Origin of the sequence: Bradyrhizobium jicamae (assembly GCF_018130215.1) — a bacterium.
Taxonomy (GTDB): Bacteria; Pseudomonadota; Alphaproteobacteria; order Rhizobiales; family Xanthobacteraceae; genus Bradyrhizobium; species Bradyrhizobium jicamae_A.
In genome coordinates this window covers 38,756-60,978 of sequence record NZ_JAFCKQ010000047.1, presented here as the reverse complement: position 1 = coordinate 60,978, position 22,223 = coordinate 38,756, and the positions used below count along the sequence as shown (strand labels likewise).

The following is a 22,223-nucleotide window of genomic DNA, read 5'->3' as shown; positions in this document are numbered from 1 at the left end:
CTCCCCGGCGAGACTGGGCTCTTTTGTCACCGTCATACGGAAGGGGCGTTGGCCTCCTCCGATGAGACACCTGCCACCAGGGCGTCAGGCCTGCACGATTTCGCCGTCCACTGCATGCGCTCTCGTCAGTCACGCATGCGGCGTCCACCGCATCCCACCGCAACGTCCGTGACGATCGCGAGCGCCCCTCAATCGGATGAGACGGGAACTCTATACACTGAGTTGTCGTTACGATAAACCGAAATATTTTTTACTCCGGGGCTTGCGCCGTCGGGCAAATCAGTGATCCGTATCGGCGCGGAGACGCCGCCACACCCAGGGCTCCCGCACGGTGACGCAGGATCACGGGCGCGAGGCTGGATCCGGCGAGGCTTGGTCGTTGGCGTGGACGCGTGCGCTGCCGGCTGCAGCGGTGTCCGCGAGCATCTTCTCGGGCCGGCTGGCGCGCAGCGCCATGCCTCCGGCGACGCCGACGCCGATCACGTACATCCATCCCTCGTGAAAGTCGGCGAGATGCGAGTTGAGCAGCGAGCTCGTGACGTTCTGCACGACCGTGGCAAGCCCGATCCAGGCCACGAGATCGCGGCCGGCGAATAGCCTGAGTTGGCTGATCCACATCGCATACAGCAAGAAGACGCCGACAAGGCCCCACTGAATGGCGACGTTGAGGGTCTGGTTGTGCGGATTGTTGACCACCTCGGCCTCGAGGCCGGTCTGTCCGACCGCGTCGCGGGTGAACAGGTGCTTGATCGACCCGGTGCCGTGGCCGAGCAGCGGAGCTGCGGCGATGAATTTCAGCGATTTCTGCCAATATGTGAGCCGCTGCGCTGTCGATGCGATGCCGGACGTGTCGTGGGCGCGGTATTCGATCGTGACATCGGCGACGCGCTGGCGGAGATAGGGCGACGTGCTCCAGATCACGACGCTTGCCAACGCAGCGCCCGCGAGCAGCGCCCGCGTGGCGCGCCGGCTGAGATAACGCGCGGCGAACAGGATCAGCAGCACGGGCATGTAGACCAGCGCGGTCCGCGCCGAGGCGACGTAGACCATGTTGGCGACGAACAGCAGGATCAGCGCCAGGTAGCCGGCCGTTGCAACCCGGTTTCGCGCGCGCAGCGCCGTGAGTGCCGGCAACGCCAGCGCGAAGGCGCACAACGTGAATTCCTGGCTCTGGTCGAGATAGTTCTTCACCGGCACGCCGGCGGAGGCGGTGTGGGTCAGCTTGAGCTGCGGCCACGCCAGCACAACCCAGGACAGCACCATCATCAGCGCGCAGGAGATCAGGAAGGCGATGAACACGTCCAACCCGCGTTGCGAGCGCTGGAAATAGGTCAGCAGGAACGGCAACAGCAGGAGCTTGCTGAGCGGCTTCAGCCCGTGCAGCCGCTCGGCCCAGCCGGCTTCGGACCATGTCAGGCCGATCAGCGTCAGCGCGACGAGCGCAAGCGCCAGCGCGACAGGCGGGGTGACGAGATCGAGGACGAACTGCTCCCAGTCGATGGTCGGAATGACCGCGACGAGCCAGAGCAGGATGAAGATGGTCAGCGCCGAGGTTGACCACGGCAGGGACGCCGCCGCGAGCGCGATCAGAAGATCGGTCGTGCGCGCGTAGGCGGCCGAACCGAACCAGCTCCGGGTGCGGGCGGGCCATCGTGTCGACGGCCGGGCGGTCATGTCGATGGCCGCAGGGGTCATGACGCCTGCCGCATGACCTGGGCGGCGACGGCAGCGAGTTGGTCGTATTCCGGCGTTGCCATCAAATCCGTCGTGGCGGCGCCGCGGCTCTCGGCCGACGCGCCGTGGCTCAGGAGATCGCGCGCCTGGGTCTCATGTCCGAAGCGCTCGGCGAGCTCGGCGCGGCGTTCGCGGATCCGCGCGCGCCATTCGTCCTGCCCCGCCAGCACGCGGGTCACCGACGCGCAGATCGACTCGGTCGAGAACGGATCGAAATAGTCGGCGAGGTCACCGGCGACCTCGCGGAATACGGAGATATCGGAGCACAGCACCGGCGTGTTGGCCGCCAGCGCCTCGATGATCGGAACGCCGAACCCTTCGGCAAGGCTCGGCATGATCAGGCCGTGCGCGCTTGCGATCAGCGCCGCCTTCTCGTGCTCCTCGACATAGCCGGAAAAGCGGACGTTCTTCGGCAAATTGGCGGTCCGGCTCATGCCACCGGCATAGCCGATCACGACGAGATCGGCCTGCGGGAGCTTGCGGAACGCGCGGATGACGGCGGCGAGGTTCTTGCGCGGCTCGTTCGAGACGATGACGACGAAGCTCGGCCGTGCACCGCCGGCCGCCGGCGCAGCGGCCGGTGCAACGGAGGTTTCCAGATCGAACCGGGTCCGCGGGTAGACCACGCGCGCCGGAATATGCGCGAATTGCGGCAGCAGGGCGCGGAAGCGGCTCATGCTGTAGTTGGAGACGAAGGCCAGCTCGTCGGCCTGGTGCACGCTGGTGAACAGGCGCGACAGGAACAGCCGCGTCGCGATGTCGTCCAGCTTGAGATCGGTGATCGGGAGCAGATCGTGGATCACGCAGATCACCTTGGCGCCACGGTCGCGACGGATCGCAACCCGCGTCGGCGTGTCGACCAGGATGACATCGTAGCCGCGCGCGTCGATGCGCGGCGGCGGCAGCCGGGTCAGCGCCGAAGTGTCCTGATAGCTGTAGAAGCCGGGCTCGAGCAGGAACTCGCCAAACAGCTCGAGATGACGCAGATCGGTCGGGATGTATTCGAGGCCTGCGGTACGGTTCTCGATCAGCCGGACCTGGGTCGGCAACAGGCAGATCGAGCGCAGGAACGCGACGAAGAATTCCCGGGAAGTCGCGACGTCGAGCTTGTGCTTGAACCAGTCGACGGTACGGCGCAGCCCGCCGCGCATCATCATCGGCGAGTCCATGTTGGTCTCGTCGAGGAAGCGATACAGCGCGAGCAACTCGATCAGCCGCGAATCCTGCGGCAACAGCCGCGTGCGCTGCTGGCGGCTGCGCAGCTTGCGATAGCGGCGCGTGGTCTCGACGACGAGGGTCAGCGCATGGCCTTCCGCGGCGAGGGAACGGATCAGTTCGCGCGTGAAGTGGAAGATGCCACGCTTGTGGTTGGGTTCGCCGAGCGCCTCGCTGACGACCAGGATCTTGTTCATGCGCGCTTTTCTCTGAGCTCGAGGGGAAATGGGACGGGCGCATCGAGCGGGATCTGGCTGGCGATACGGCCGTGGTCGAGATTGATGATGCTGTTGCAGGTGCGCCGCAGCAGCCCGTGATCATGTGATGCGATGATCACGATGGCCGCGGTCTCGACCATCTTGAGCAGCCGCTCTTCCGCTTTCGCGGAAAAATTCTCGTCGACTACGCTGAGCCATTCATCGAGCAGGAGGATGTCGGCCGGAAATGCGGTCGCGGTCGCGAACAGTACGCGCATCAGCATGCCCGAGGAGAACATCCGCAGCGGCAGGCGCCGCATGCGGTCATCGAGCTCGGTGAACGCCCAGATCTCGTCGAGGATGTCAGGCGTCGGCTTGCGTCCGCTGATCCGCAGCAACAGGCTGATATTGTCGGCGGCGACGAAATCGAGATTGACGCCGGCGCCGAGGCCGAGCAGCGGCACGATGTTGCCTGAGATCGCGACCTGGCCGCTGCTCGCCGGAAACACGCCGGCGATCAGCCGCAGCAGGGTCGATTTGCCTGAGCCGTTCGGCCCGGCCAGCCCGATACGCGCGCCGGCTTTTGCCTCGATCGAGACATTGTCGATCGCCCGGATGGTCCGCATCTCGCTGCCCTGGCGGAGCAGCCGCCCGAGCAGACGGCGCTTCAGCGAGAAGTCGTAGGCGCCATAGAGGGGATAATCGAGGCAGACGTCGCGAAGTGTGATGCTGGCCATGCCCTAGATCCAGAACGCGGCCTTGCGCAGATGGGTCACCGTCACGACCGCGGCAAGCAGCAGGACGGCGAGGCAGCCGAGCACGTAGAGCAGGCTCGTCGTCGCGACATGGCCGGTCACAAGCGGCTCGCGCCAGATCGCGAACAGATGCGTCAGCGGGTTGAGCCGCATCACGGGCGAGCTGCGATCGATCATGTCTGACGTCCAGATGATCGGCGAGGACAGGAACGCCAGAGTCAGCGAAGACTCGATGATCGGCTTGATGTCGCGGTAGCGCGTTGCCAGCGCGCCGAGCACGAGGCTCAGCGCGAGCGTGCACACGATGAAGAGCGCGAGCCCCGGCAGTGCGACGAAAGCGCCGCTGATGTCCCGCGGCGTCAGCGCGAGCCAGAGGATCAGCGGGACGGTCGCGTTGTGGAGCGCGAACAGCCCCTGCCGGAAGGTGCACTGCAGCAGGAAGATGACCGGCGGCAACGCGCGGTCCTTGATCAGGCTGGTGGCCCCCTGCAAGGCGGTGGTGGCGTCGAGCACGACGCTGTTGAGGAATGTCCATGCCGTGAGGCTTGCCGCGAGCATCGGCAGGCGTGCCACGGCTCCGGCATTGGAGAAGTGCCCGATGACCGAGCCGAGCACGCCCACCATGATCGCCATCTGGATCGACATCCAGAAGGGTCCAAGGAGGGAGCGGACGTAGCGATGGCGCATGTCTGACCAGGCCAGCGCCGCCGCGATCCGGATCGCGCCGACGAAGCCCCCCGCCGTGTGGGGACGCGAGGCTGGGGCTGATAAACCCACGTCCTTCGCGGCTATGGCTTCTTCGGCAACGACCCTACGGTACACCGTCTCGACTCCCTCCCTGAAGGCTGTGGTTGAGTATTTCGTCACGGCACGGTGGCGCGCGGCCTGGCCCATGCGCCGGCGGCGGTCCGGATCGTTGATCAGGGTCTCGATCGCATCGGCCAGCGCGGGTGCGTCGCCCGGCGGCACCGTGATCGCCTCGATGCCGTCGCGCGCAACGTACGGCACGCCGGTGTCGAGCGCGGTGTTGATGACGGGGCGGCCCGCGGCCATCGCCTCGAGCTGCACCAGCCCGAAGGTCTCCGCATTGGTGACCGACGGCATCACGAAGACGTCGGCGATGCGCATCAGCTTGACGCGCTCGCTCTCGGGAACCGAGCCGAGCAGGCGGACACGGTCCTGCAGGCCATAGTCGCGGATCAATTGCTCGAGGTGCTCGCGCTCGCGGCCTTCGCCGACGATCCAGACCTCGAAATTCCGGCTGTGGGCGGCGCGCACCAGCACGTCGAAACCCTTGTAGGGAACGAGGCGCCCGCAGGCGAGGACGAGGCGGCCGCGCGCATTGACGTCGGCGGGCTGCACGGCCGGCCGGTCATATTTCGCGACATCGACGCCGAACGGAACGGCGTGGCACTTGTCGGCGAACTCCTGCAGCAACGGCGTGGTCTCGACCAGCACGGGATCGGACACGATGATCGCGGCGGCGCGCCGCAAGGTCCGCCGCATCATCGGTTCGACGATGAAGCGCAGTCCCGCATGCGTGACGATGTCGGCGTGCCAGTGCACGACCAGCGGGCGGCCACGGCCCAGGCCGAACGCGAACACCAGATCGGCCAGCGGGAAGGGGGCGTGCAGTGCCAGCAGGTCGTGTTCGGTGATGCGGCGCCACAGCCGCCACGGATAGGTCGGCGCGGCCGGCAGCGACAGCACGTCGCCGAAGGAATGGACGCGCTCGACCGCGACGTCGTTCACCACGATCTTCGGCGCGCCGCCGGAGCGCGAGCAGACCAGCACGGCGGCGGTGAAGGTGTCCTTCAGTCCGGTGCAGATGTCGCGGATCACCGACAGCGTGCCGCCGAACAGGTCGGGATAATAGACCTTGAAGATGTGCAGCACCGACGGGCGTCGGGTCGGCGCATTGAGCGTCATCATGGGGAAGTGCGCTCCGCTCATGCCGCGACCAGCGCAATGACAAAGGGCATGGCGAGCGCGGCGAAGAAGATCACCGAGCGCAGCAGCGCCGGGAACACCGGCTCGATCGGGCCGCACGGGGCGCGCGGCGTGAACGGATGTGTGATCTCGGCGAACCGACCGGAACGGACAGACATTGCGTTGAATTCCCCTGCTCGATGGATGTTGTGTACGTGGGAAAATTTCACACGTCAATTGAGCGGGACTAGAATGTGGGATTATGTCCCACATAAGGCGGTGGAAAACTTTTTGCGGGGAGCAGGTGACGGAGCAGGGCCGTGCGGTGTCGCGCCGTACTGCCAGATGCGCAGAGGAGCCGGCGACGCGGGCGATGAAAAAATGCCTTAGGCCGGCTCGGCGGCAATGCCTTCGCTTGATTGCGCCAGCCACTGCCTGATGGCGACGATGTCGAACTGGATTTTTGCTGATGGCAGGGGCGCAGAAGGCGCGTCGCGCTCGACGACGACGCGCTTGCCACCATCGGGCTCGAGCGCAATCGAGATCGATCGCGCCCGCGGCTCCGCCGCCAGGCCGCCATGGGCCCGGCAGGCATATTCGCCCGACCGCAATGGTCCGAAGCCGAAGGCGAGCAGCCGGCCGTAGATATACATCGCCAGCAGGTCGGTCTCGTCGAAATGGCGCGGCGAGCCGGGGATCGCGCCGGGCAGGCAGGGATAGGCACCGGCCATCACCGTCGAGACGAATTCCTCATAGGGCACCTGGGCCATCCGGCAGGCCCGCGCGATCTCGAGGTCGAATCGGATAGGTGTCATCGGCGGTCGGGTTCGCTGGTTCCAATGTTTCCGGCTTGCCTTAGGTGGGAAAATGTCACACGTCAACGGCAATTGTAAAAAGGTGGGATTGTATCCCACGCCACGCGCGGCTAAAATTTGGGCATGAATGCCAAAGCCCCGAAATCGAAGCCGGCATCGCCTCCGCCGATCGCCGCAGCAAAGCTGCACGCGCCGCTCGCGCGCATGCTGCGGCCGCTGGTCCGGCTTTGCATTCGCGGCGGCATGACCTTTCCGGCGCTGACCCAGCTGTTGCGCGAGCTCTATGTCAACGTTGCGGAACATGATTTTGCGCTCGAAGGCAAGGAGCAGACCGACAGCCGCGTCAGCCTGCTGACCGGCATCCATCGCAAGGAGGTGGCGCGGCTGCGCGGCGCCGGCGCGCCGGTCAACGAGGTTCCGGCGACGCTGTCGCGGACCAGCGCGATCATCGCGCGCTGGCTGGCCGCACCGGAATTCACCGACGCGAAGGGCGATCCGCTGCCGCTGCCACGCACCGCCGAAGGTGCTGCGCCCTCGTTCGAGGCGTTGGTCGAATCGATCACCAAGGACGTGCGCCCGCGCGCGGTGCTCGACGAGTGGCTCGACCGCAAGCTCGTCACCATCAATGACGACGGCGAGATCGTGCTGGTCGAGGAAGCCTTCGTGCCGCACGGCGACGACGATCGCAAATGGCACTATCTCGGCCGCAACCTGCATGACCATGTCGCCGCCGCCGAGGTCAACGTGTCGTCGGTCACGCCGCGCTTCCTCGAGCGCGCCGTGCATTATGACGGGCTGTCGGCCAAGCTCGCCAAGCGTCTCGACGGACGCTCGCGCGAACTCGCGATGGAGGCGCTGAAGGTCCTGAACCGCGAGGCCAATCGAGCGCTCGCCAAGGACAAGGGCGGCGACTATCGCTGGAATTTCGGCATGTATGTCTATCGCGAGGGCCCCGATGGTCCGGCCGATGACGAGGCCGACGAAGGTAGCGCATCGTGAAGCCACCGCCGGTCATATCGCGGCGGGCCCTGCTGTTTGGCTTCTGGCTGGCCGGCACCTCGCTTGCCGGCGCGCAGGTGAAGAAGCGCGGCAACGACCAGGGGATTGGCGGCACCGGGATCACTGGATCCGACCATGGCATCGGCGGCACCGGGATCAGCGGATCCGACCAGGGCATCGGTGGCACCGGCATCGTCGGCGTGATCCAGCGCTTCGGCAGCATCTACGTCAACGGCGAGCGGATCGCCTATGCGGCCGACGTGCCGGTGCGGATCGATGGAGAGGCGACGACGGCGAAGGCGCTCAGGATCGGGCAGGTCGCGCGCGTCGTCGCGCAGCGCGGCGCCAATGGTGTGCTGTCGACCAGGCGGATCGAGGCGGTCAGCGAGGTGATCGGGCCGATCGAGCATGCCAGATCCGGCGAGCTTTCGGTGCTCGGCCAGAAGGTCGCGTGGTCGGGCCAGGAAAGCTGGTTGAAGCCGGGGACGCATGTCGCGGTGTTCGGGCTGCGCCGCACCGACGGCGTCATCGTCGCGAGCCTCGTGCAGGAACGCCACGACACCACGACGCGCGTCACAGGTCCGCTGGAGCGCGACCGCAGCGGAACCTTGCGTATCGGCGATCTCAGGCTGGCAGGCGTCGACACTGCACTCGCGGGACAGCGCGTGCAGGCCGACGGTCATGTCACGCAGGGCGTGATGCAGGTGGCGCGCAGCCGCGCCGATGACTTCTCCGATCTCGCCGGTGCCAACCGCGTCCTGATCGAGGCCTATGTGCGGCGGGTCGGCAGCGAGCTGCAGCTCGGCTCCGGATTTGTGGCGCGAGACAATTCGCGCTTTGCGCCGGCGGCCGATACGCGCGTGGTCGTCAACGCCACGCTCGAAGGCATACGCAGCCTGCGGGTTGAATCGGTGCAGTCGGTCAACAAATTCCCGGGCTCGTCGGTGCGCGGGCCCGCTGCGCCGGCGCATCAGCCCGGCGTGACGCCGGGACATGGTGGCGGCGGAGTGCCGGGCGGCGGTCTTCGCGGTGCGCCATCCGGCCCATCGGGGGGACCGGCAGGCGGCGGCCCGGGGAGCGGACCTTCGCCCGGGCCCGGGCCCGGACCTGCGCCTGATCCCGGCAACATGGGCCCGTCGGGTCCGGGCGGCTTCGGCCCGCCCGGCGGCGGTGGTCCGTTCGGTCCCGGCGGCGGCTTCGGCGGCGGTCCGCCCGGTGGCATGGGCGGCGGCGGACGACGCTGATCGTCCGTCCATGGCGAACGGTGCAAGCAGGATCGCTTGCGCCGGCGTTCAAGTGATCAGGAGACTGTTCTCAGCCCGCGCTGAGGCGGACGCCGGCGCGCAGGAATTTCTGCGGATCGACCGCTTCGCCGTCGATGCGCGTCTCATAATGCAGGTGCGGGCCGGTGGATCGGCCGGTCGAGCCGACTTCGCCGATGACCTGGCCGATCTTCACGTATTCGCCGACCTTGACGTTGATCTCGGAGAGATGGCCGTAGCGGGTCGACAGGCCGTTGCCGTGATCGACCTCGACCATGCGGCCATATCCTCCGGCCCAGCCGGCCGACACCACCTTGCCGTTGGCGGTGACGCGCACCGGATCGCCGGTCTGGGCGCGGAAGTCGAGGCCGGTATGCATGGCCGGACGTCCCAGGAACGGATCGGTGCGGACGCCGAAGCCGCTGGTGAACTCGACCTCGCCGACAACAGGCTTGCGGTAAGGCACCAGCGCCAGGGTCTGGTTCAGCCGCTGCATCTGCGCGCGGTTGATGTTGATCCGATAGAGCTGGCGTTCGAACGGGCCGGCGTCTGAGGCCAGCTTGACCGGGACGTACGGGCCGCCCATGCCGGAACGGGGCGTTGCCGCCTCGAGCTGCGCCATGTCGAGGCCGAGATCGCTGATCACGCCGCGCATCCGGCGCACCCGTGAATCGATGCTTTCTTCGGCCGTCGAGAGCGCGGCCAGTTGGCGCCGCTCGACCTGATCGAGCGAGGTCTGCAGGTGGACGAGGGCAGAATCGACGCCCTGGGCCTTGGCGAACTGGCTCGGTTGCGTCTTGGCGATCAGCGGCGCGCGCGACTCCAGACGGGCCTCACGATCCGGCGGAGCGACAAAGATCACGGTGTCGCTGATCGGCGATGGCTTCGGCGTGCCGGAGGAGGGTGTCGCTTCTGCACGGCCCTGCGGCTTGATCGAACCGGTCGCGCCGAGATCGGGCATCGCGCCGAGCGCAGTCGAGCGCGATTCCAGCGTCGACTGACGGCGCATGATCTGGTCGAGCTTCTGGTCGAACTGCTCCTGATCCAGCAGCTGGCGGCTGGTGGTGCGGTCGACCTTGGCGCGCAGCTCCGCGATGCGGTCCTCGTAGGCGTATTGCATCTCGGCCTGGCGCGCGATCAGCCGGGTCAGGACGTCATCGCGGAAGGCGAAATAGGTCGCAGTCGCCGCCGACCACATGCCGAGCAGGACCACGGTCCCGACCGCGATCCAGAACACGACCGGCCCGAACCGGACCTGCTTGCCGGCATGAAGGATAGTGTAGCCGGCGCCGGAGGCGGTAGCAGCCGGAGCCGCTGGCGGGGCTGCCGGGCGCCGCACCGGTGCGCGGCCATGGTCCTGGGGATGATGGTGTTTTGCGTATTCGAGATGATGACCGGACCGGCTCGACATCGGAACTCCCGCGGCCGGCGGACCAAACTCCGTACGGCTAATCTGCGGGGGCGATTTGACCTTCCTATGGTTAATTTTCAGGAAACGGGGCTCTCGCGATTAGATCGACCGGGCCGCCGCGAGCACCTCGTCGGCATGGCCGTCGACCTTCACGTGGCGCCAGACGCGGGCGACTTCTCCACCGGAATCGACCAGAACCGTTGTGCGAATGATTCCCATGAAGGTCCGGCCATACATGGATTTTTCGCCCCAGGCACCATAGGCCTCGAGCATCTGATGGGTCTCGTCGGAGACGAGCGGCACCGACAATTGGTGTTTGTTTCGAAATGACTCCTGGGCCTTGACCGTGTCGGCGGAAATCCCGAGCACCATGGTACCTTCGTCCGCGAAGGCCTTGTTCAGCCGCGTGAAATCGATCGCCTCCCTGGTGCAGCCCGGCGTGTCGGCGCGGGGATAGAAGAACAGCACGAGCTTCTTGCCGGCGAAATCCTGCAGCGAGACGCTGCCACCGCCGTCGCGCGGCAGATTGAAGGCGGGCGCCGCCGTGCCCTCGGCAAGGACGGCGCCGTCCGATTTCGCTGTTGCCGCGGGCTTGGGCTTTAACGGTTTCGATGCAGCCTTGTGCGAGGCTTTGCCTTGAACGGTCCCGGCGGTCTTGCCCGATGTCGTCGATTTCCTGGTCGATTTCCTGGTCGATGTCCTGGCAACCGCCGTGCGGGTTTTCGCCGCGGACCTCCCCGTGCCGGTGCCTGCGCCGCGCGCAACCTTTGTTGCCGCCCGCTTTCCGGTTGTGTTGGAGGATTTCTTGCGCGTTTTCTTGGACATACGCCTTCCTTTCGTCGCTTTCCGCGGCTCAACCAGTAGAGTATTGCGGGTCTCATCCCAGGCGACCGGATTCGCGTCCGTCGCTGGGCAAGTCTGATGGCCTCGGAGTATGGTTACAAGGAATTCGACGCGTCATCCGTCCGCTCATTGAATTGGCTTTCGATCGGTTGCTTTCGTTCGTTCTTGCGTCCGTTCTTTGGTCCGTCAGCGAGTAACACTATTAACCGAGGACACGCCGCGATGCCGGCACAGGAGCGCTCGATACCGTTCGACGGGCGCCCCGATGGCGGCGATCAACGTCACCGCCAGCACCGAGAGGCAATGGCAAGGAATACGACGCCGCAGGGCCAACATCCGCGCGCCGAGGCCGACTTCTCGCAATGGGAAGACGAAGTCGCTTGGGACGAACAGGACGAAGCGACGGGCCACCAGGCGCGCCAACTGCTGGCGCGCTCCAATACCAACCTGCATCGCTTCAGCGACTTCTGTTCCGGCATGCGGCGCTGGCTGAACGGCGAGCGCTGGGTGCGGCGCATCGGGCTCGTGCTCTCGGTGCTCGTGGTGATCTTCGCGACCTGCTTCGGCGCGCTGTGGTGGCGGCTCGGTGCCGGTCCCATCAATCTCGACATGGCGACCCCCTGGCTTGCCGCCGCGATCGAGGAGAACATCGGTCACGGCAACACCGTCGAGGTCGGCGGAACCCAGATCGAGCGCGCCGGCCGCATCAGGATCGCGGTGCGCATCCGCGACATCATCGTCCGCGACCGTGACCACGCGATCGTCGCCAGCGCGCCGAAAGCCGAGGTGCGGCTGTCCGGGACGGCGCTGCTGATGGGCCAGTTGCGTGCGGAGAGCCTCAACCTCGTCGATGCGGAACTGTCGGTGCGCATCACGCCGGATGGCTATGTGACGGTCTCCGCCGGCGACACCGCAAAGCCGCTCGCCACCGGCGTCGCCTCGAAGAAGGACGCCGGGATGGCGCCGACATTCCCGCATCCGGCCCCGGCTGCTCCGCCCCCGGCGCCGTCCGACACCTCCCAGGCGCCACCCGAATCCGCGCAGAGCGGCGTGCTCGCGGGCCTCGATTGGCTCGACAGCCTCAGCATGACCGGGCTCGACGGCCAGAACCTCAACGAGATCGGCCTCAAGAACGGCAACCTCGTCGTCGACGACCAGCAGCGCGGCAACAAATGGACCTTTGAGAATATCAGCCTGAGCCTGCGGCGGCCGAGCGACGGCGGCGTGGCGCTCAACTTCGGTCAGGAGGGCGCAAAACCCTGGTCGGTCCGCATGGTGGTCGGGCCGCAGGTCAATGGCGTGCGCTCGGTCGACGTCAAGGCCGACAAGGTGTCCGCGGCCAATCTCCTGCTGGCGCTGCGGGCCAAGGACCTCACCTACACCGCCGACCTGCCGCTGTCGGGCGAACTCCGGGGCGAACTCGGCCGGGACGGCCTGCCGACCTATTTCAACGGCAAGATCATCGCCGGTGCCGGCAACATCATCGATACCGATACGCCGAGCTATCCGATGGCGATCGATTCAGCGGAGATGAGCGTCGAATGGGACGCCGGGCGCCGTGTGCTGCTCGCGCCGATCAAGGTCATCTCCGGCGCCAACCGCATAACGCTGCTCGGCCATCTCGAGCCGCCGAACGACAACGTCACCGACTGGCAGGCGGGACTCTCCGGCGGCACCATCGTACTTGCGGGCATCGACAACGAGCCGCCGCTGATCTTCAACCGCATCAACGTGGCCTTCCGCTTCGACACCGACAAGAAGAAGGTGATGCTGACCCAGGCCGACATCTCCAACGGAGAGATCGGCGTCGCCGGCACCGGCAGCATCGACTATTCCGGCGAGCCGCGGCTGCAACTCGGCTTTGCCGGCACGCCGATGTCGGCGTCGGCCCTCAAGCGGATGTGGCCGACAATCATCGTGCCCGAGGTGCGTGAATGGGTGATCGAGCGGATCGACCGCGGCACGCTCCAGCGCATCGATGTCGGCGTCAACTCGCCGGTGCACAATCTGTCGCGCAAGGGGCCGCCGATCCCGGACGACGGTCTGTCGGTCAACATCGTCGCATCCGGCGTCACGGTCCGGCCGGTCGACGGGATGCCGCCGGTGCACGATGCCGATCTGAAGGCCAAGGTGACCGGCCGCACCGCGACCGTGACAATCGGCCAGGGCATCGCCGACACGCCGGCGGGCCGCAAGATCACGCTGTCCGACTTCACCTTCGAGGTGCCCGACATGGCGCCGAAGCCGTCACCGTCGAAGGCCAGGTTCCGGGTCGACTGCCCGGTGCCGGCGGCGGCCGAAATCCTCGCCTCGGACCGCCTCAGCGATCTCTCCGGGCCGCCGATCGATCCCAACGCCAGCAAGGGCAACGTCACGGCGACGATCAATCTCGCGATGCCCGTGAAAGGCGAGCTGACCAAAGCCGACACGACCTATTCCGTCGCCGCCGACATCTCCGGCGTCGCCGTCGACAAGCTGGTGATGAACCAGAAGCTCGAGGCCAACGCGCTGAAGGTGGTCGCCAGCAATGCCGGCTACCAGGTCAAGGGCGACGTCAAGATCAACGGGCAGGCGGCCTCGCTCGACTATCGCAAGCCGGCCGAGGGCGATGCCGACGTCAAGCTGCAGGCCACGCTGGATGATGCGAGCCGCGCGCGACTCGGGCTCGATCTCGGACCTGCGGTCTCGGGGGCGATGCCGATCAAGCTGACCGGCAAGCTCGGCAGCGGCGACAATGGCACCAAGTTGGGCATCGAGGCCGATCTGACCCAGCTCAAGCTCGACAACATTCTGCCAGGCTGGGTCAAGGCCTCCGGCAAGACGGGCAAGGCGACTTTCAACGTGGTGCCGAAACCGCAGTCGACCCGGTTCGAGGATATCGTGATCGAGGGCGGCGGCGTATCGATCAAGGGCGCGCTCGAGGTCGACCAGAACGGCGAGCTCCTGAACGCGAACTTCCCGACCTACGCACCCTCGGAAGGCGACAAGACCTCGCTCAGGGCCGATCGCGGGCCCGACGGCGTGATCAAGGTGACGATGCGCGGCGACGTGTTCGATGGCCGCGGCTTCCTGAAATCAGCGATCTCCGGCCGCGATACCGATCCAAAGAGCAAAACCAAGATGATCGACGTCGACGTCGACCTGAAGCTCGGTGCAGTCGCCGGCTTCAACGGCGAGGCGGTGCGCAGCGTCGATGCCAAGATGTCGCGCCGCAACGGCTTCCTGAGGACGTTTTCGCTGAGCGGCAAGGTCGGGCGCGACACGCCCGTGACCGCCGACATGCGCGGCCGGCAGCAGGGACGCGAGATGATCTATCTGCAAACCGCCGATGCCGGCGCGTTCCTGCGCTTCATCGACACCTATTCGAAGGTGGTCGGCGGCCAGCTGACGCTGGCAATGGATCCGCCGACGCCCGATCAGGGTGCCAAGGAAGGGTTCATCAATATCCGCGACTTCGCGGTGAAGGGAGAAGCCCAGCTCGATCGCGCCGTCGCCGGCGGGCCGGTCTCCACGCAGAACGGCATCGGCTTCTCGGCGCTGGGCGCCGAGTTCACGCGCCAGAGCGGCCAGCTCTCGATCCGAAAGGGCGTGGTCAAGGGGCCGACCATCGGCGCCACCATCGAGGGGAGCATCGACTATGTCGGCAATCAGGTGCGCATGAACGGCACCTTCATTCCGATGTACGGGCTGAACAACATGTTCGGTCAGATCCCGTTCTTCGGGATCTTCCTCGGCGCAGGAAGCAACGAAGGCCTGATTGGCGTCACCTATGAGGTCGTGGGAACGCCGAACGCGCCGGTGCTGCGCGTCAACCCGATCTCGGCGCTGGCGCCGGGCCTGACGCGGAAGATCTTCGAGTTCAATCAGTACAACCCGACCGATCTGCCGCCGACCAACAACTAGCCAGGGCGCGGAGGCGGTCGCACGGTCTGGCTGGCGCGCGACCGATAGACCGGCCGTCAACGCCGCAGCGCCGGCACCACCAGGAACGGGATCATCCCGAGTACGACGTTGACCAGCGCGAACGCGATCAGCGGGTTGTAGCTGTGGGTCCAGTCATGCAGCAGGCCGCCGCCCCACGAGCCGAGTGCCGACCCCAGCCCGCTGCCGATCGAGATCGTGCCGTAGATCGTGCCGACGCGCTCGCCGCGGAAGATCTTCAGGGCGGTCGCGGTGATCAGCGGGCCGCGCGAGCCGATCATGCTGCCGAAGCTGATCACGAAGCCGGTGAGCAGCCAGTAGTTCGGATACCATTGCAGCAGCCACAGCAGGATGATGCCGACGATCGAGACGCCGTAGCTGAACAGCACGCTGGGACGGCGGCCGATGATGCCGTCGAGTGTGGAAACGCCGAGCATGCCGACGAATAGCGCGATGCCGGAAAAGCCCCAGGCGGTTGCCGCCTGCAGCGGCGCGAAGCCGGCATCGATCAGATACGCGACGATCTGCGCCGTCAGCGCGTACATCGCGATCGCGGTAAAGAAGAAGGTCGAGAACAGCGCCCAGAACGCGTGATGGCGCATCGCGCCGAGCAGCGTCCAGCCTTCGTCGATCAGACCGAGCTCCGCTTTCCTGACGACATGCGGCGATCCGCGCGCGAAAACGCGCCACGGCAGGAATAACAGCGGTGCAAGCAGGCAGAGTGCCCCGATGCCGAATACCCCGTAGGCCTCGCGCCAGCCGATACGGTCGATCAGGACCTGCGACAGCGGCAGCAGCACCACCAGGCCGGCGCCGGTGGCCGAATAGATCACCGCCATCGCGGTCGGAAGCCGCGTTCCGAACCAGCGGCCGAGCAGGATCGAGTTCGAGACGTTGCCGATCAGCGCCGTGCCGAAACCGACGCAGAGGCCGACGCTGAGCCGGAATTGCCAGAGCTCGTGCGCGCGCGAGGCGACGAGGAAAGCGCAGCCGAGCAGCGACAGCCCCAGCGTATAGACCACACGGGGGCCTGAGCGGTCGAACAGGCGCCCCACCAGCGGTGCGGTCAGGCCACTGGCGAGCCAGGTCAGCGAATAGACCGAGACGACCTCGGCGCGGTCCCAGCCAAAGTCTTCCGAGATCGGCTTCAGGAACACAGTGAAACTGTCGCTCAGCCCGCGGCCGAGCACTGACAGCACGAAGCAGAGCGCAAGCACACCCAGCGCGACGCGGGCTGGCTTGTTCGGCTTTGCGAGGGTTTCGCCGCGGGGCGTATCCTGATCCATTGGCTGCAGGGAGCGCGCTTTCCGCATCCCCTACAACCGACAAATCCGAATGCGCCTATGCGGGCCTGAGCAGGACGTGGCGCTTCCTGCCGAACGACAGCTTGACGACGCCTTCGGGCGTGAGGTTGGCCGAAGTCAGAACCATCTTCTCGTCGGTGACCGCAACGTCGTTGACCCGCAGTCCGCCGCCCTTGATCTGGCGGCGCGCTTCGCCGTTGGAGGCGACGAGCTCGGCCTTGACGAAGGCCGCAAGCACGCCGAGGCCGGCCGCAAATTCGCCGCGTGGAATATCGACCGTCGGCAGCGTCTCGGCCAGCGCGCCTTCCTCGAAGGTGCGGCGCGCGGTCTCGGCGGCCTCGACAGCGGCATCGCGACCATGGAGCAGGGCGGTCGCTTCGGTCGCGAGCACCTTCTTGGCCTCGTTGATCTCGCTGCCGCCGAGTGCGGCGAGCCTGTTGATCTCGCTGATCGGCAGCACCGTGAACAGCTTGAGGAACTTGACGACGTCGGCGTCCTCGACATTGCGCCAGTATTGCCAGAAATCGTAGGGCGAGAACTGGTCGGCGTTGAGCCACACCGCGCCCTTCGCGGTCTTGCCCATCTTGTCGCCGGAAGCGGTGGTGAGTAGCGGCGTGGTCAGCGCGAACAATTGCGGCGTGCCCATGCGGCGGCCGAGGTCGACGCCGTTGACGATGTTGCCCCACTGGTCGGAACCGCCCATCTGCAACCGACAGCCGACGCGGCGCGACAGCTCGGTGAAGTCGTAGGCCTGGCAGACCATGTAGTTGAACTCGATGAAGCTCATCTCCTGCTCGCGCTCGAGCCGGAGCCGCACCGAGTCCATCGTCAGCATGCGGTTGACTGAGAAGTGGCGGCCGACATCGCGCAGCATCTCGATCCAGTTCAGCTTGGTCAGCCATTCGGCATTGTCGAGCATGATGGCGTCGGCATGGCCGTCGCCATAGCGCAGCACCTTGGCGAACACGCCGCGGATCGACGCCTTGTTGGCCTCGATCTCCGCGACCGTGCGCATTGCGCGCGTCTCGTCCTTGCCGGAGGGGTCGCCGACCATGGTGGTGCCGCCGCCCATCAGGGTAATCGGCTTGTTGCCGCTCTGCTGCAGCCAGTACAGCATCATCATGGTGAGGAAGTTGCCGATGTGCAGCGACGGTGCGGTGCAGTCATAGCCGACATAGGCGGTTGCCTCGCCCTTCGCGGCCAGCGCGTCCAACCCCTCGAAGTCGGAGCATTGGTGGATGAAGCCGCGTTCCTGTAAAGTATTCAGGAAATCCGATTTAAATGCCGTCATGTGTCTGCGACTCAGATCATTCTTGTTTTACGGTTTTTGCATCTATTTGCGGAACCATGGTCGATAAGCTGCCGCAGGCGGACGCGCTGTGGCATTATAGGATGTACTTGTTTGAGACAAGCCGGGTTCCCGGCTGGGGCTGATCTTCGATGATGCTAACCGCACTCGGTCTCATGAGCGGCACCTCGCTCGACGGGGTCGACGTAGCGCTGATCGAGACCGACGGCCGCCAGGTCAAGGCCTTCGGCCCCACCGGCTATCGGCCCTATACCGAGGGCGAACGCAGCCTGCTGCGGCAGGCACTGGTTGAGGCTGCCCACTTGCCGCAGCGCGATGCGCGGCCGGGGATTCTGCGGCAGGCGGAGCAAGCCGTCACAATCGCGCATGCCGAGGCGGTCGCGGCCTTCACGGCACAGAACCGGATCACTGCCCAGGATATCGACATCGTCGGGTTCCATGGCCAGACCGTGCTGCACCGCCCCGAGCGGCGGCTGACGGTGCAGATCGGCGACGCCCCGGCACTCGCCAAGGCCATCCACGTCCCCGTCATGCACGACTTCCGCGCCGCCGACGTCGAGGCCGGCGGGCAGGGCGCGCCGTTCGTGCCGGTCTATCACCGGGCGCTGGCGCAATCGTTGAACCGCGAGGGGCCGATCGTCGTGGTCAATGTCGGCGGCGTCTCCAACATCACCTATATCGACGGTGCGGACACGTTGATCGCCTGCGACACCGGGCCCGGCAACGCGCTGCTCGACGACTTCATGTACCGCGAGATGCACCAGCCGTTCGACACCGAGGGTCGGTTTGCAGCGCAGGGCAGGCCGGACGAGGGGTGGATCGCGCAGGCGCTGAGGTTGCCGTTCTTCGCCAAGCCGCCGCCGAAATCGCTCGACCGCAACGACTTTGCCAGTCTCAGGCTGGGCGCCATGCCGCCCGCCGACGGTGCTGCGACGCTGACAGCCTTCACCGCCGCCGCGATCGCCCGCATCGTGCCGCTGCTGCCGAAGCGGCCGAGGAGCTGGATCATTGCCGGGGGTGGCGCCTCCAACCTGACCATGCTGCGGATGCTGCGCGAGCGTCTGGCGCCGGCGACCGTCGAGCCCGCCGAGAGGCTGGGCTGGGCGTCGGATGCGATCGAGGCCCAGGCCTTCGGCTTCCTCGCCGCGCGCGGCCTGAAAGGCCTGCCGCTCAGCTATCCCGCCACCACGGGCGTGGCGATCCCGATGACCGGAGGGGTTATCGCGCGGCCGTGATGTGGATGCTGACGCATCGACCTTGACGGTTTAATGCACTTGCATGTAATTAGATGCAAGTGCATTAATCTCGCGAGGTTCGCCATGGCCGCCCTGAAACTGATCAGTCACAAGCTTTGCCCCTACGTGCAGCGAGCGGTGATCGCGCTGACCGAGAAGGGCGTGCCGTTCGAGCGGATCGATATCGATCTCGCCAGCAAGCCGGACTGGTTCCTGAAGATCTCGCCGCTCGGCAAGGTGCCGGTCCTGGTCGTGTCCGGCGACGACGGCAGCGAGGTCGCGTTGTTCGAGAGCAACGTGATCTGCGAATACATCGAGGAGACGCAATCAGGCGCCAGGCTGCATCCGCAGGATGCGCTCGTTCGTGCCGAGCATCGTGCCTGGATGGAGTTCGGCTCGGCGATCCTGAGCGATCTCTGGGGGCTCGAGACCACCACCGATGCTGAAACGTTCGAAGGCAAGCGGCAGGCGGTCGCCGCGAAGTTCGCGCGTGTCGATGCTGCGCTCGGGGCGGGCCCGTTCTTCGCCGGCGAGGCGTTCAGCCTGGTCGATGCGGTGTTCGCGCCGATCTTCCGCTATTTCGACGTTTTCGACCAACTGGCCGATCTTGCGGTGTTCGCCGATACGCCGAAGGTGCGGATATGGCGTGCGGCACTGGCGCAGCGACCGAGCGTGCGCAGCGCCGTCTCGTCGGATTATCCGGATCTGCTGCGCGCGTTCCTCGGGCGCTACAATGCGCACATGTTGAAGCTCGCGGCGTAGCGAGCGTCGCTTACCGCACGTTGGCGAGACGCATGTCGAGATAGCCGGTCACCGTCTCCATCAGCGGCTCGAGCTTGCCGTCGAAGAAATGGTTGGCGCCGGGGATGACCTGCTGATCGATCACGATACCCTTTTGCGTCTTCAGCTTCTCGACCAGGGTGTTGACGTCCTTGGGCGGCACCACCGCATCCCTGTCGCCATGCACGATCAGGCCCGAGGAGGGGCAGGGCGCGAGGAACGAGAAATCGTAGAGATTGGCGGGCGGCGCGATCGAGATGAAGCCCTCGACCTCGGGCCGGCGCATCAAAAGCTGCATGCCGATCCAGGCGCCGAACGAGAAGCCGGCGACCCAGCAGGCCCGCGCTTCCGGATTGATCGCCTGTGCCCAGTCGAGCGCGCTTGCGGCGTCAGACAATTCGCCGGTGCCGTGATCGAACGAGCCCTGGCTACGACCGACGCCGCGAAAATTGAAACGCAGCACCGAGAAGCCGCGATGCGCAAACGCATAGTAGCACTGGTACACGATCTGGTGGTTCATCGTGCCGTGGAACTGGGGATGCGGATGCAGGATCATCGCGATCGGCGCGTTCTTCTGCTTGGCGGGATGGTAGCGGCCCTCGAGGCGGCCGGCGGGACCGGTGAAAATGACTTCAGGCATCGCGATCTCTGTGATCCTTCGGTTGATCCATGCGCATCGACCGAATGTCAGCTGACTTCATCGGCACCCGGCAGACGAAGCGGCTCGACGAAAGGGTGATCGGCGTCGGTTGAACGATGCCCACGCGGGGCGCTGTTGAACTTTGAGGCCGCCTTCTAGCATGAGCAATGGGGCAAAAATCAAGGATTTTGTGCACCCGCCGGCTTCCGTCGCCAAATCATGGAAGCAGCATAAGCTTTTGATCAGACGTGGAAAACGCAGGGATGCCCCGGCATCGGACAGCTCAGTTCGCAGAATGCGCCCGGTCCAGTCCGACAAGCGCACCCCGGTAGCGACGGCTGCCCTGAATCACCAGCCCATTGTCGAAGGTCAGCTCGAAGTCGCCCGACGGCTTCACCGCGACTGCGGTGACGCGATCGAGATTGACGAGGCGGGTGCGGTGGATGCGCGTGAGATTGAAGCGCGCGAGCTCTGACTCGGCCGCAGCGAGCGTGCCGCGGATCAAATGGCTGCTGCCGTTGGTCAGGCTGTATTCGACATAGTTTCCCGCAGAGCTCACCGAGATCAGGTCGCGCGGCTCGATCCGGGTCCGCGTCGCGCCATCGCGCAGCCAGATCATCGCGGGCGCCGGCTCCGCGTCGGAATCCGCCCGTTGCGGGACAGGTTGCATCAACGGGGCCTGGCGTGCGCTTAGGCGTTCGTCGAACAGCCAGAACGTCCCGCCGATCAGCACGCAGCTCAAGACGTCCTTGCGGAACTCGTAGAGCAGGGTCGTGACCGATAGGTGGAAATCATAGGAGCCGCCGGCGAGCAGCAGCGCGAGTTTGCGGATAACAACCATTCCGAGGATGTGCAGGGCCGAAAAGACGACGATCGCGGTTGCGGCCAGCGCGATCCGAAGCGGCCAGCCCGACAGGCGGCGCATGCGTCTGACGGCGGCGAGCAGGATCGGCGACAGCAGGATGATCACCGCGACGCTCGACATCTCCCAGAGCAGGGGTGTCCGGAGGTCGTAAGGGTTGCCGCGCCAGGCGCTGTCCTGCGCTGACGTCAGCGCGTTCACCAAACCGACCGTCAGCGCGATCGCCACCGTTGGCGCATAGAACCGGAGATCGCGACCAGTCATCCCGCGCAGCCAACCGTTCGTCCCACGCGGCGACGACTCATCCCAGGAGGCCTGGTTCTGATCCCAAACCGGCTCGACGCCGGGGTTTTCGGGCGCATTTTTGACGTCGGACATGCGGTTATCAGCGCAACACAGGATCAAGCCAAGGACCAAGCCATGACAGACATATCACAGACCGCCGACATCGGGCCCGATCGAGCGCCACGCGATCGCGAGGTGCGGCGGGTTGATCTCGACTGGGTCCGGATAGCCGCCTTCGGGCTTTTGATCTTCTACCACGTCGGGATGCTCTACGTATCCTGGGGGTTCCACATCAAGAGCGTTCACCGGATCACGGCGCTGGAGCCGCTGATGCTGGTGCTCAATCCGTGGCGGCTGGCGCTGCTGTTCCTGGTGTCGGGCGTCGCCACCCGGTTCATGCTGCAGAAATACAGGCTGCCGCCGCTGCTCCGTGCGCGGTCGGTGCGGCTCTTGATCCCGCTGGTGTTCGGCATGCTCGCGATCGTGCCGGTGCAATCTTATGACCAGATCGTGGAGGCGCTTGGCTACCCCGCCGGTTTCGTCGATTTCTACCTGCGGCACTACCTTGCGTTCGGAAAGGAATTCTGTCCGAACCCCTGCATCGTCCTGCCGACCTGGAACCATCTCTGGTTCGTCGTCTACCTCTGGATCTACACGATGGCTTTCGGTGCGGCGTTGTTGGCGCTGCCCGGCCTGCTCGGCTGGATCGAGCGCGGGCTTGCGATCG

The 22,223-nt window shown here is 65.9% G+C and carries 17 protein-coding genes and 1 pseudogene; 6 read left to right on the top strand and 12 right to left on the bottom strand.

Annotated features, from left to right (window positions below; genetic code table 11):
* Nucleotides 1–342: 342 nt before the first annotated feature.
* The 6 genes from JQ586_RS32840 to JQ586_RS32815 all read right to left on the bottom strand — a co-directional run bounded on the left by JQ586_RS32840 (nucleotide 343) and on the right by JQ586_RS32815 (nucleotide 6,645).
* The gene (locus tag JQ586_RS32840) at nucleotides 343–1,695 is read right to left on the bottom strand and encodes an O-antigen ligase (RefSeq protein ID WP_212398788.1); all 1,353 of its coding nucleotides are present in this window, start codon (nucleotides 1,693–1,695) and stop codon (nucleotides 343–345) included.
* On the bottom strand, nucleotides 1,692–3,146 hold the full coding sequence (locus JQ586_RS32835; protein WP_212398787.1) for a glycosyltransferase family 1 protein: 1,455 nt from the start codon (nucleotides 3,144–3,146) through the stop codon (nucleotides 1,692–1,694). Before JQ586_RS32835 ends, JQ586_RS32840 begins: the two co-directional genes overlap by 4 nt.
* Nucleotides 3,143–3,883, bottom strand: coding sequence for an ABC transporter ATP-binding protein (locus JQ586_RS32830; protein WP_212398786.1), 741 nt, complete (start codon nucleotides 3,881–3,883; stop codon nucleotides 3,143–3,145). The genes JQ586_RS32835 and JQ586_RS32830 overlap by 4 nt, the downstream gene beginning before the upstream one ends.
* A 3-nt stretch (nucleotides 3,884–3,886) precedes the next feature.
* Nucleotides 3,887–5,833: a glycosyltransferase gene (locus JQ586_RS32825; protein WP_212398785.1), complete on the bottom strand. Its 1,947-nt coding sequence runs from the start codon at nucleotides 5,831–5,833 to the stop codon at nucleotides 3,887–3,889.
* A gap of 17 nt (nucleotides 5,834–5,850) precedes the next feature.
* The gene (locus JQ586_RS32820; protein ID WP_212398784.1) at nucleotides 5,851–6,009 is read right to left on the bottom strand and encodes a hypothetical protein; all 159 of its coding nucleotides are present in this window, start codon (nucleotides 6,007–6,009) and stop codon (nucleotides 5,851–5,853) included.
* Nucleotides 6,010–6,216: 207 nt separating this feature from the next.
* Entirely contained in the window at nucleotides 6,217–6,645 is a 429-nt protein-coding gene (locus JQ586_RS32815) for a hypothetical protein (protein WP_212398783.1), read from the bottom strand.
* Nucleotides 6,646–6,768: 123 nt separating this feature from the next.
* Between JQ586_RS32815 and JQ586_RS32810 the strand changes: the two genes are divergently transcribed.
* Together JQ586_RS32810 and JQ586_RS32805 are read left to right on the top strand one after the other, a co-directional pair.
* Nucleotides 6,769–7,644 (top strand): DUF6502 family protein, encoded by an 876-nt coding sequence (locus JQ586_RS32810; RefSeq protein WP_212398782.1) that lies wholly within the window; start codon nucleotides 6,769–6,771, stop codon nucleotides 7,642–7,644.
* Nucleotides 7,641–8,888, top strand: a complete 1,248-nt coding sequence (locus JQ586_RS32805; RefSeq protein WP_212398781.1) for a DUF5666 domain-containing protein — start codon at nucleotides 7,641–7,643, stop codon at nucleotides 8,886–8,888. Before JQ586_RS32810 ends, JQ586_RS32805 begins: the two co-directional genes overlap by 4 nt.
* A gap of 70 nt (nucleotides 8,889–8,958) precedes the next feature.
* Here JQ586_RS32805 and JQ586_RS32800 read toward each other — a convergent pair whose 3' ends face one another.
* Both JQ586_RS32800 and JQ586_RS32795 read right to left on the bottom strand, forming a co-directional pair.
* Nucleotides 8,959–10,317 carry a M23 family metallopeptidase gene (locus JQ586_RS32800; RefSeq protein ID WP_212398780.1) on the bottom strand — a complete coding sequence of 453 codons (1,359 nt, stop codon included), beginning with the start codon at nucleotides 10,315–10,317 and terminating at the stop codon, nucleotides 8,959–8,961.
* 99 nt (nucleotides 10,318–10,416) lie between these two features.
* Complete coding sequence (locus tag JQ586_RS32795; protein ID WP_212398779.1) at nucleotides 10,417–11,142, bottom strand: peroxiredoxin; 726 nt, start codon at nucleotides 11,140–11,142, stop codon at nucleotides 10,417–10,419.
* Between the two features lie 240 nt (nucleotides 11,143–11,382).
* Between JQ586_RS32795 and JQ586_RS32790 the strand changes: the two genes are divergently transcribed.
* A complete protein-coding gene (locus JQ586_RS32790; protein ID WP_212398778.1) occupies nucleotides 11,383–15,063 on the top strand; it encodes a DUF3971 domain-containing protein in 3,681 nt (1,226 codons plus the stop codon).
* A 56-nt stretch (nucleotides 15,064–15,119) separates the two neighbouring features.
* Here JQ586_RS32790 and JQ586_RS32785 read toward each other — a convergent pair whose 3' ends face one another.
* Nucleotides 15,120–16,367: an MFS transporter gene (locus tag JQ586_RS32785; RefSeq protein ID WP_212398790.1), complete on the bottom strand. Its 1,248-nt coding sequence runs from the start codon at nucleotides 16,365–16,367 to the stop codon at nucleotides 15,120–15,122.
* A gap of 55 nt (nucleotides 16,368–16,422) precedes the next feature.
* Complete coding sequence (tyrS, locus tag JQ586_RS32780) at nucleotides 16,423–17,676, bottom strand: tyrosine--tRNA ligase (protein ID WP_212398777.1); 1,254 nt, start codon at nucleotides 17,674–17,676, stop codon at nucleotides 16,423–16,425.
* Between the two features lie 149 nt (nucleotides 17,677–17,825).
* Between tyrS and JQ586_RS32775 the strand changes: the two genes are divergently transcribed.
* Together JQ586_RS32775 and JQ586_RS32770 are read left to right on the top strand one after the other, a co-directional pair.
* Nucleotides 17,826–18,929: an anhydro-N-acetylmuramic acid kinase gene (locus JQ586_RS32775; RefSeq protein ID WP_212398776.1), complete on the top strand. Its 1,104-nt coding sequence runs from the start codon at nucleotides 17,826–17,828 to the stop codon at nucleotides 18,927–18,929.
* An 84-nt stretch (nucleotides 18,930–19,013) separates the two neighbouring features.
* Nucleotides 19,014–19,691 carry a glutathione S-transferase family protein gene (locus tag JQ586_RS32770; protein ID WP_212398775.1) on the top strand — a complete coding sequence of 226 codons (678 nt, stop codon included), beginning with the start codon at nucleotides 19,014–19,016 and terminating at the stop codon, nucleotides 19,689–19,691.
* Between the two features lie 10 nt (nucleotides 19,692–19,701).
* Here the strand turns inward: JQ586_RS32770 and JQ586_RS32765 are convergent, their stop codons facing one another.
* Entirely contained in the window at nucleotides 19,702–20,349 is a 648-nt protein-coding gene (locus JQ586_RS32765) for an alpha/beta hydrolase (protein ID WP_212398774.1), read from the bottom strand.
* A 283-nt stretch (nucleotides 20,350–20,632) separates the two neighbouring features.
* Complete coding sequence (locus tag JQ586_RS32760) at nucleotides 20,633–21,589, bottom strand: LytTR family DNA-binding domain-containing protein (RefSeq protein WP_212398773.1); 957 nt, start codon at nucleotides 21,587–21,589, stop codon at nucleotides 20,633–20,635.
* A gap of 42 nt (nucleotides 21,590–21,631) precedes the next feature.
* Here JQ586_RS32760 and JQ586_RS40780 point away from each other — a divergent pair.
* Nucleotides 21,632–22,210: pseudogene (locus tag JQ586_RS40780) on the top strand (acyltransferase family protein); the annotation flags it as partial.
* Between the last annotated feature and the right edge of the window lie 13 nt (nucleotides 22,211–22,223).

What these genes read in the sequence shown, in the direction of transcription:
- JQ586_RS32835 (WP_212398787.1), bottom strand. Translation starts at nt 3,146, where the DNA reads ATGAACAAGATCCTGGTCGTCAGCGAGGCGCTCGGCGAACCCAACCAC.
- JQ586_RS32830 (WP_212398786.1), bottom strand. Translation starts at nt 3,883, where the DNA reads ATGGCCAGCATCACACTTCGCGACGTCTGCCTCGATTATCCCCTCTAT.
- JQ586_RS32840 (WP_212398788.1), bottom strand. Translation starts at nt 1,695, where the DNA reads ATGACCCCTGCGGCCATCGACATGACCGCCCGGCCGTCGACACGATGG.
- JQ586_RS32790 (WP_212398778.1), top strand. Translation starts at nt 11,383, where the DNA reads ATGCCGGCACAGGAGCGCTCGATACCGTTCGACGGGCGCCCCGATGGC.
- JQ586_RS32825 (WP_212398785.1), bottom strand. Translation starts at nt 5,833, where the DNA reads ATGATGACGCTCAATGCGCCGACCCGACGCCCGTCGGTGCTGCACATC.
- JQ586_RS32765 (WP_212398774.1), bottom strand. Translation starts at nt 20,349, where the DNA reads ATGCCTGAAGTCATTTTCACCGGTCCCGCCGGCCGCCTCGAGGGCCGC.
- JQ586_RS32760 (WP_212398773.1), bottom strand. Translation starts at nt 21,589, where the DNA reads ATGTCCGACGTCAAAAATGCGCCCGAAAACCCCGGCGTCGAGCCGGTT.
- tyrS (WP_212398777.1), bottom strand. Translation starts at nt 17,676, where the DNA reads ATGACGGCATTTAAATCGGATTTCCTGAATACTTTACAGGAACGCGGC.
- JQ586_RS32820 (WP_212398784.1), bottom strand. Translation starts at nt 6,009, where the DNA reads ATGTCTGTCCGTTCCGGTCGGTTCGCCGAGATCACACATCCGTTCACG.
- JQ586_RS32795 (WP_212398779.1), bottom strand. Translation starts at nt 11,142, where the DNA reads ATGTCCAAGAAAACGCGCAAGAAATCCTCCAACACAACCGGAAAGCGG.
- JQ586_RS32815 (WP_212398783.1), bottom strand. Translation starts at nt 6,645, where the DNA reads ATGACACCTATCCGATTCGACCTCGAGATCGCGCGGGCCTGCCGGATG.
- JQ586_RS32785 (WP_212398790.1), bottom strand. Translation starts at nt 16,367, where the DNA reads ATGGATCAGGATACGCCCCGCGGCGAAACCCTCGCAAAGCCGAACAAG.
- JQ586_RS32770 (WP_212398775.1), top strand. Translation starts at nt 19,014, where the DNA reads ATGGCCGCCCTGAAACTGATCAGTCACAAGCTTTGCCCCTACGTGCAG.
- JQ586_RS32810 (WP_212398782.1), top strand. Translation starts at nt 6,769, where the DNA reads ATGAATGCCAAAGCCCCGAAATCGAAGCCGGCATCGCCTCCGCCGATC.
- JQ586_RS32775 (WP_212398776.1), top strand. Translation starts at nt 17,826, where the DNA reads ATGATGCTAACCGCACTCGGTCTCATGAGCGGCACCTCGCTCGACGGG.
- JQ586_RS32800 (WP_212398780.1), bottom strand. Translation starts at nt 10,317, where the DNA reads ATGTCGAGCCGGTCCGGTCATCATCTCGAATACGCAAAACACCATCAT.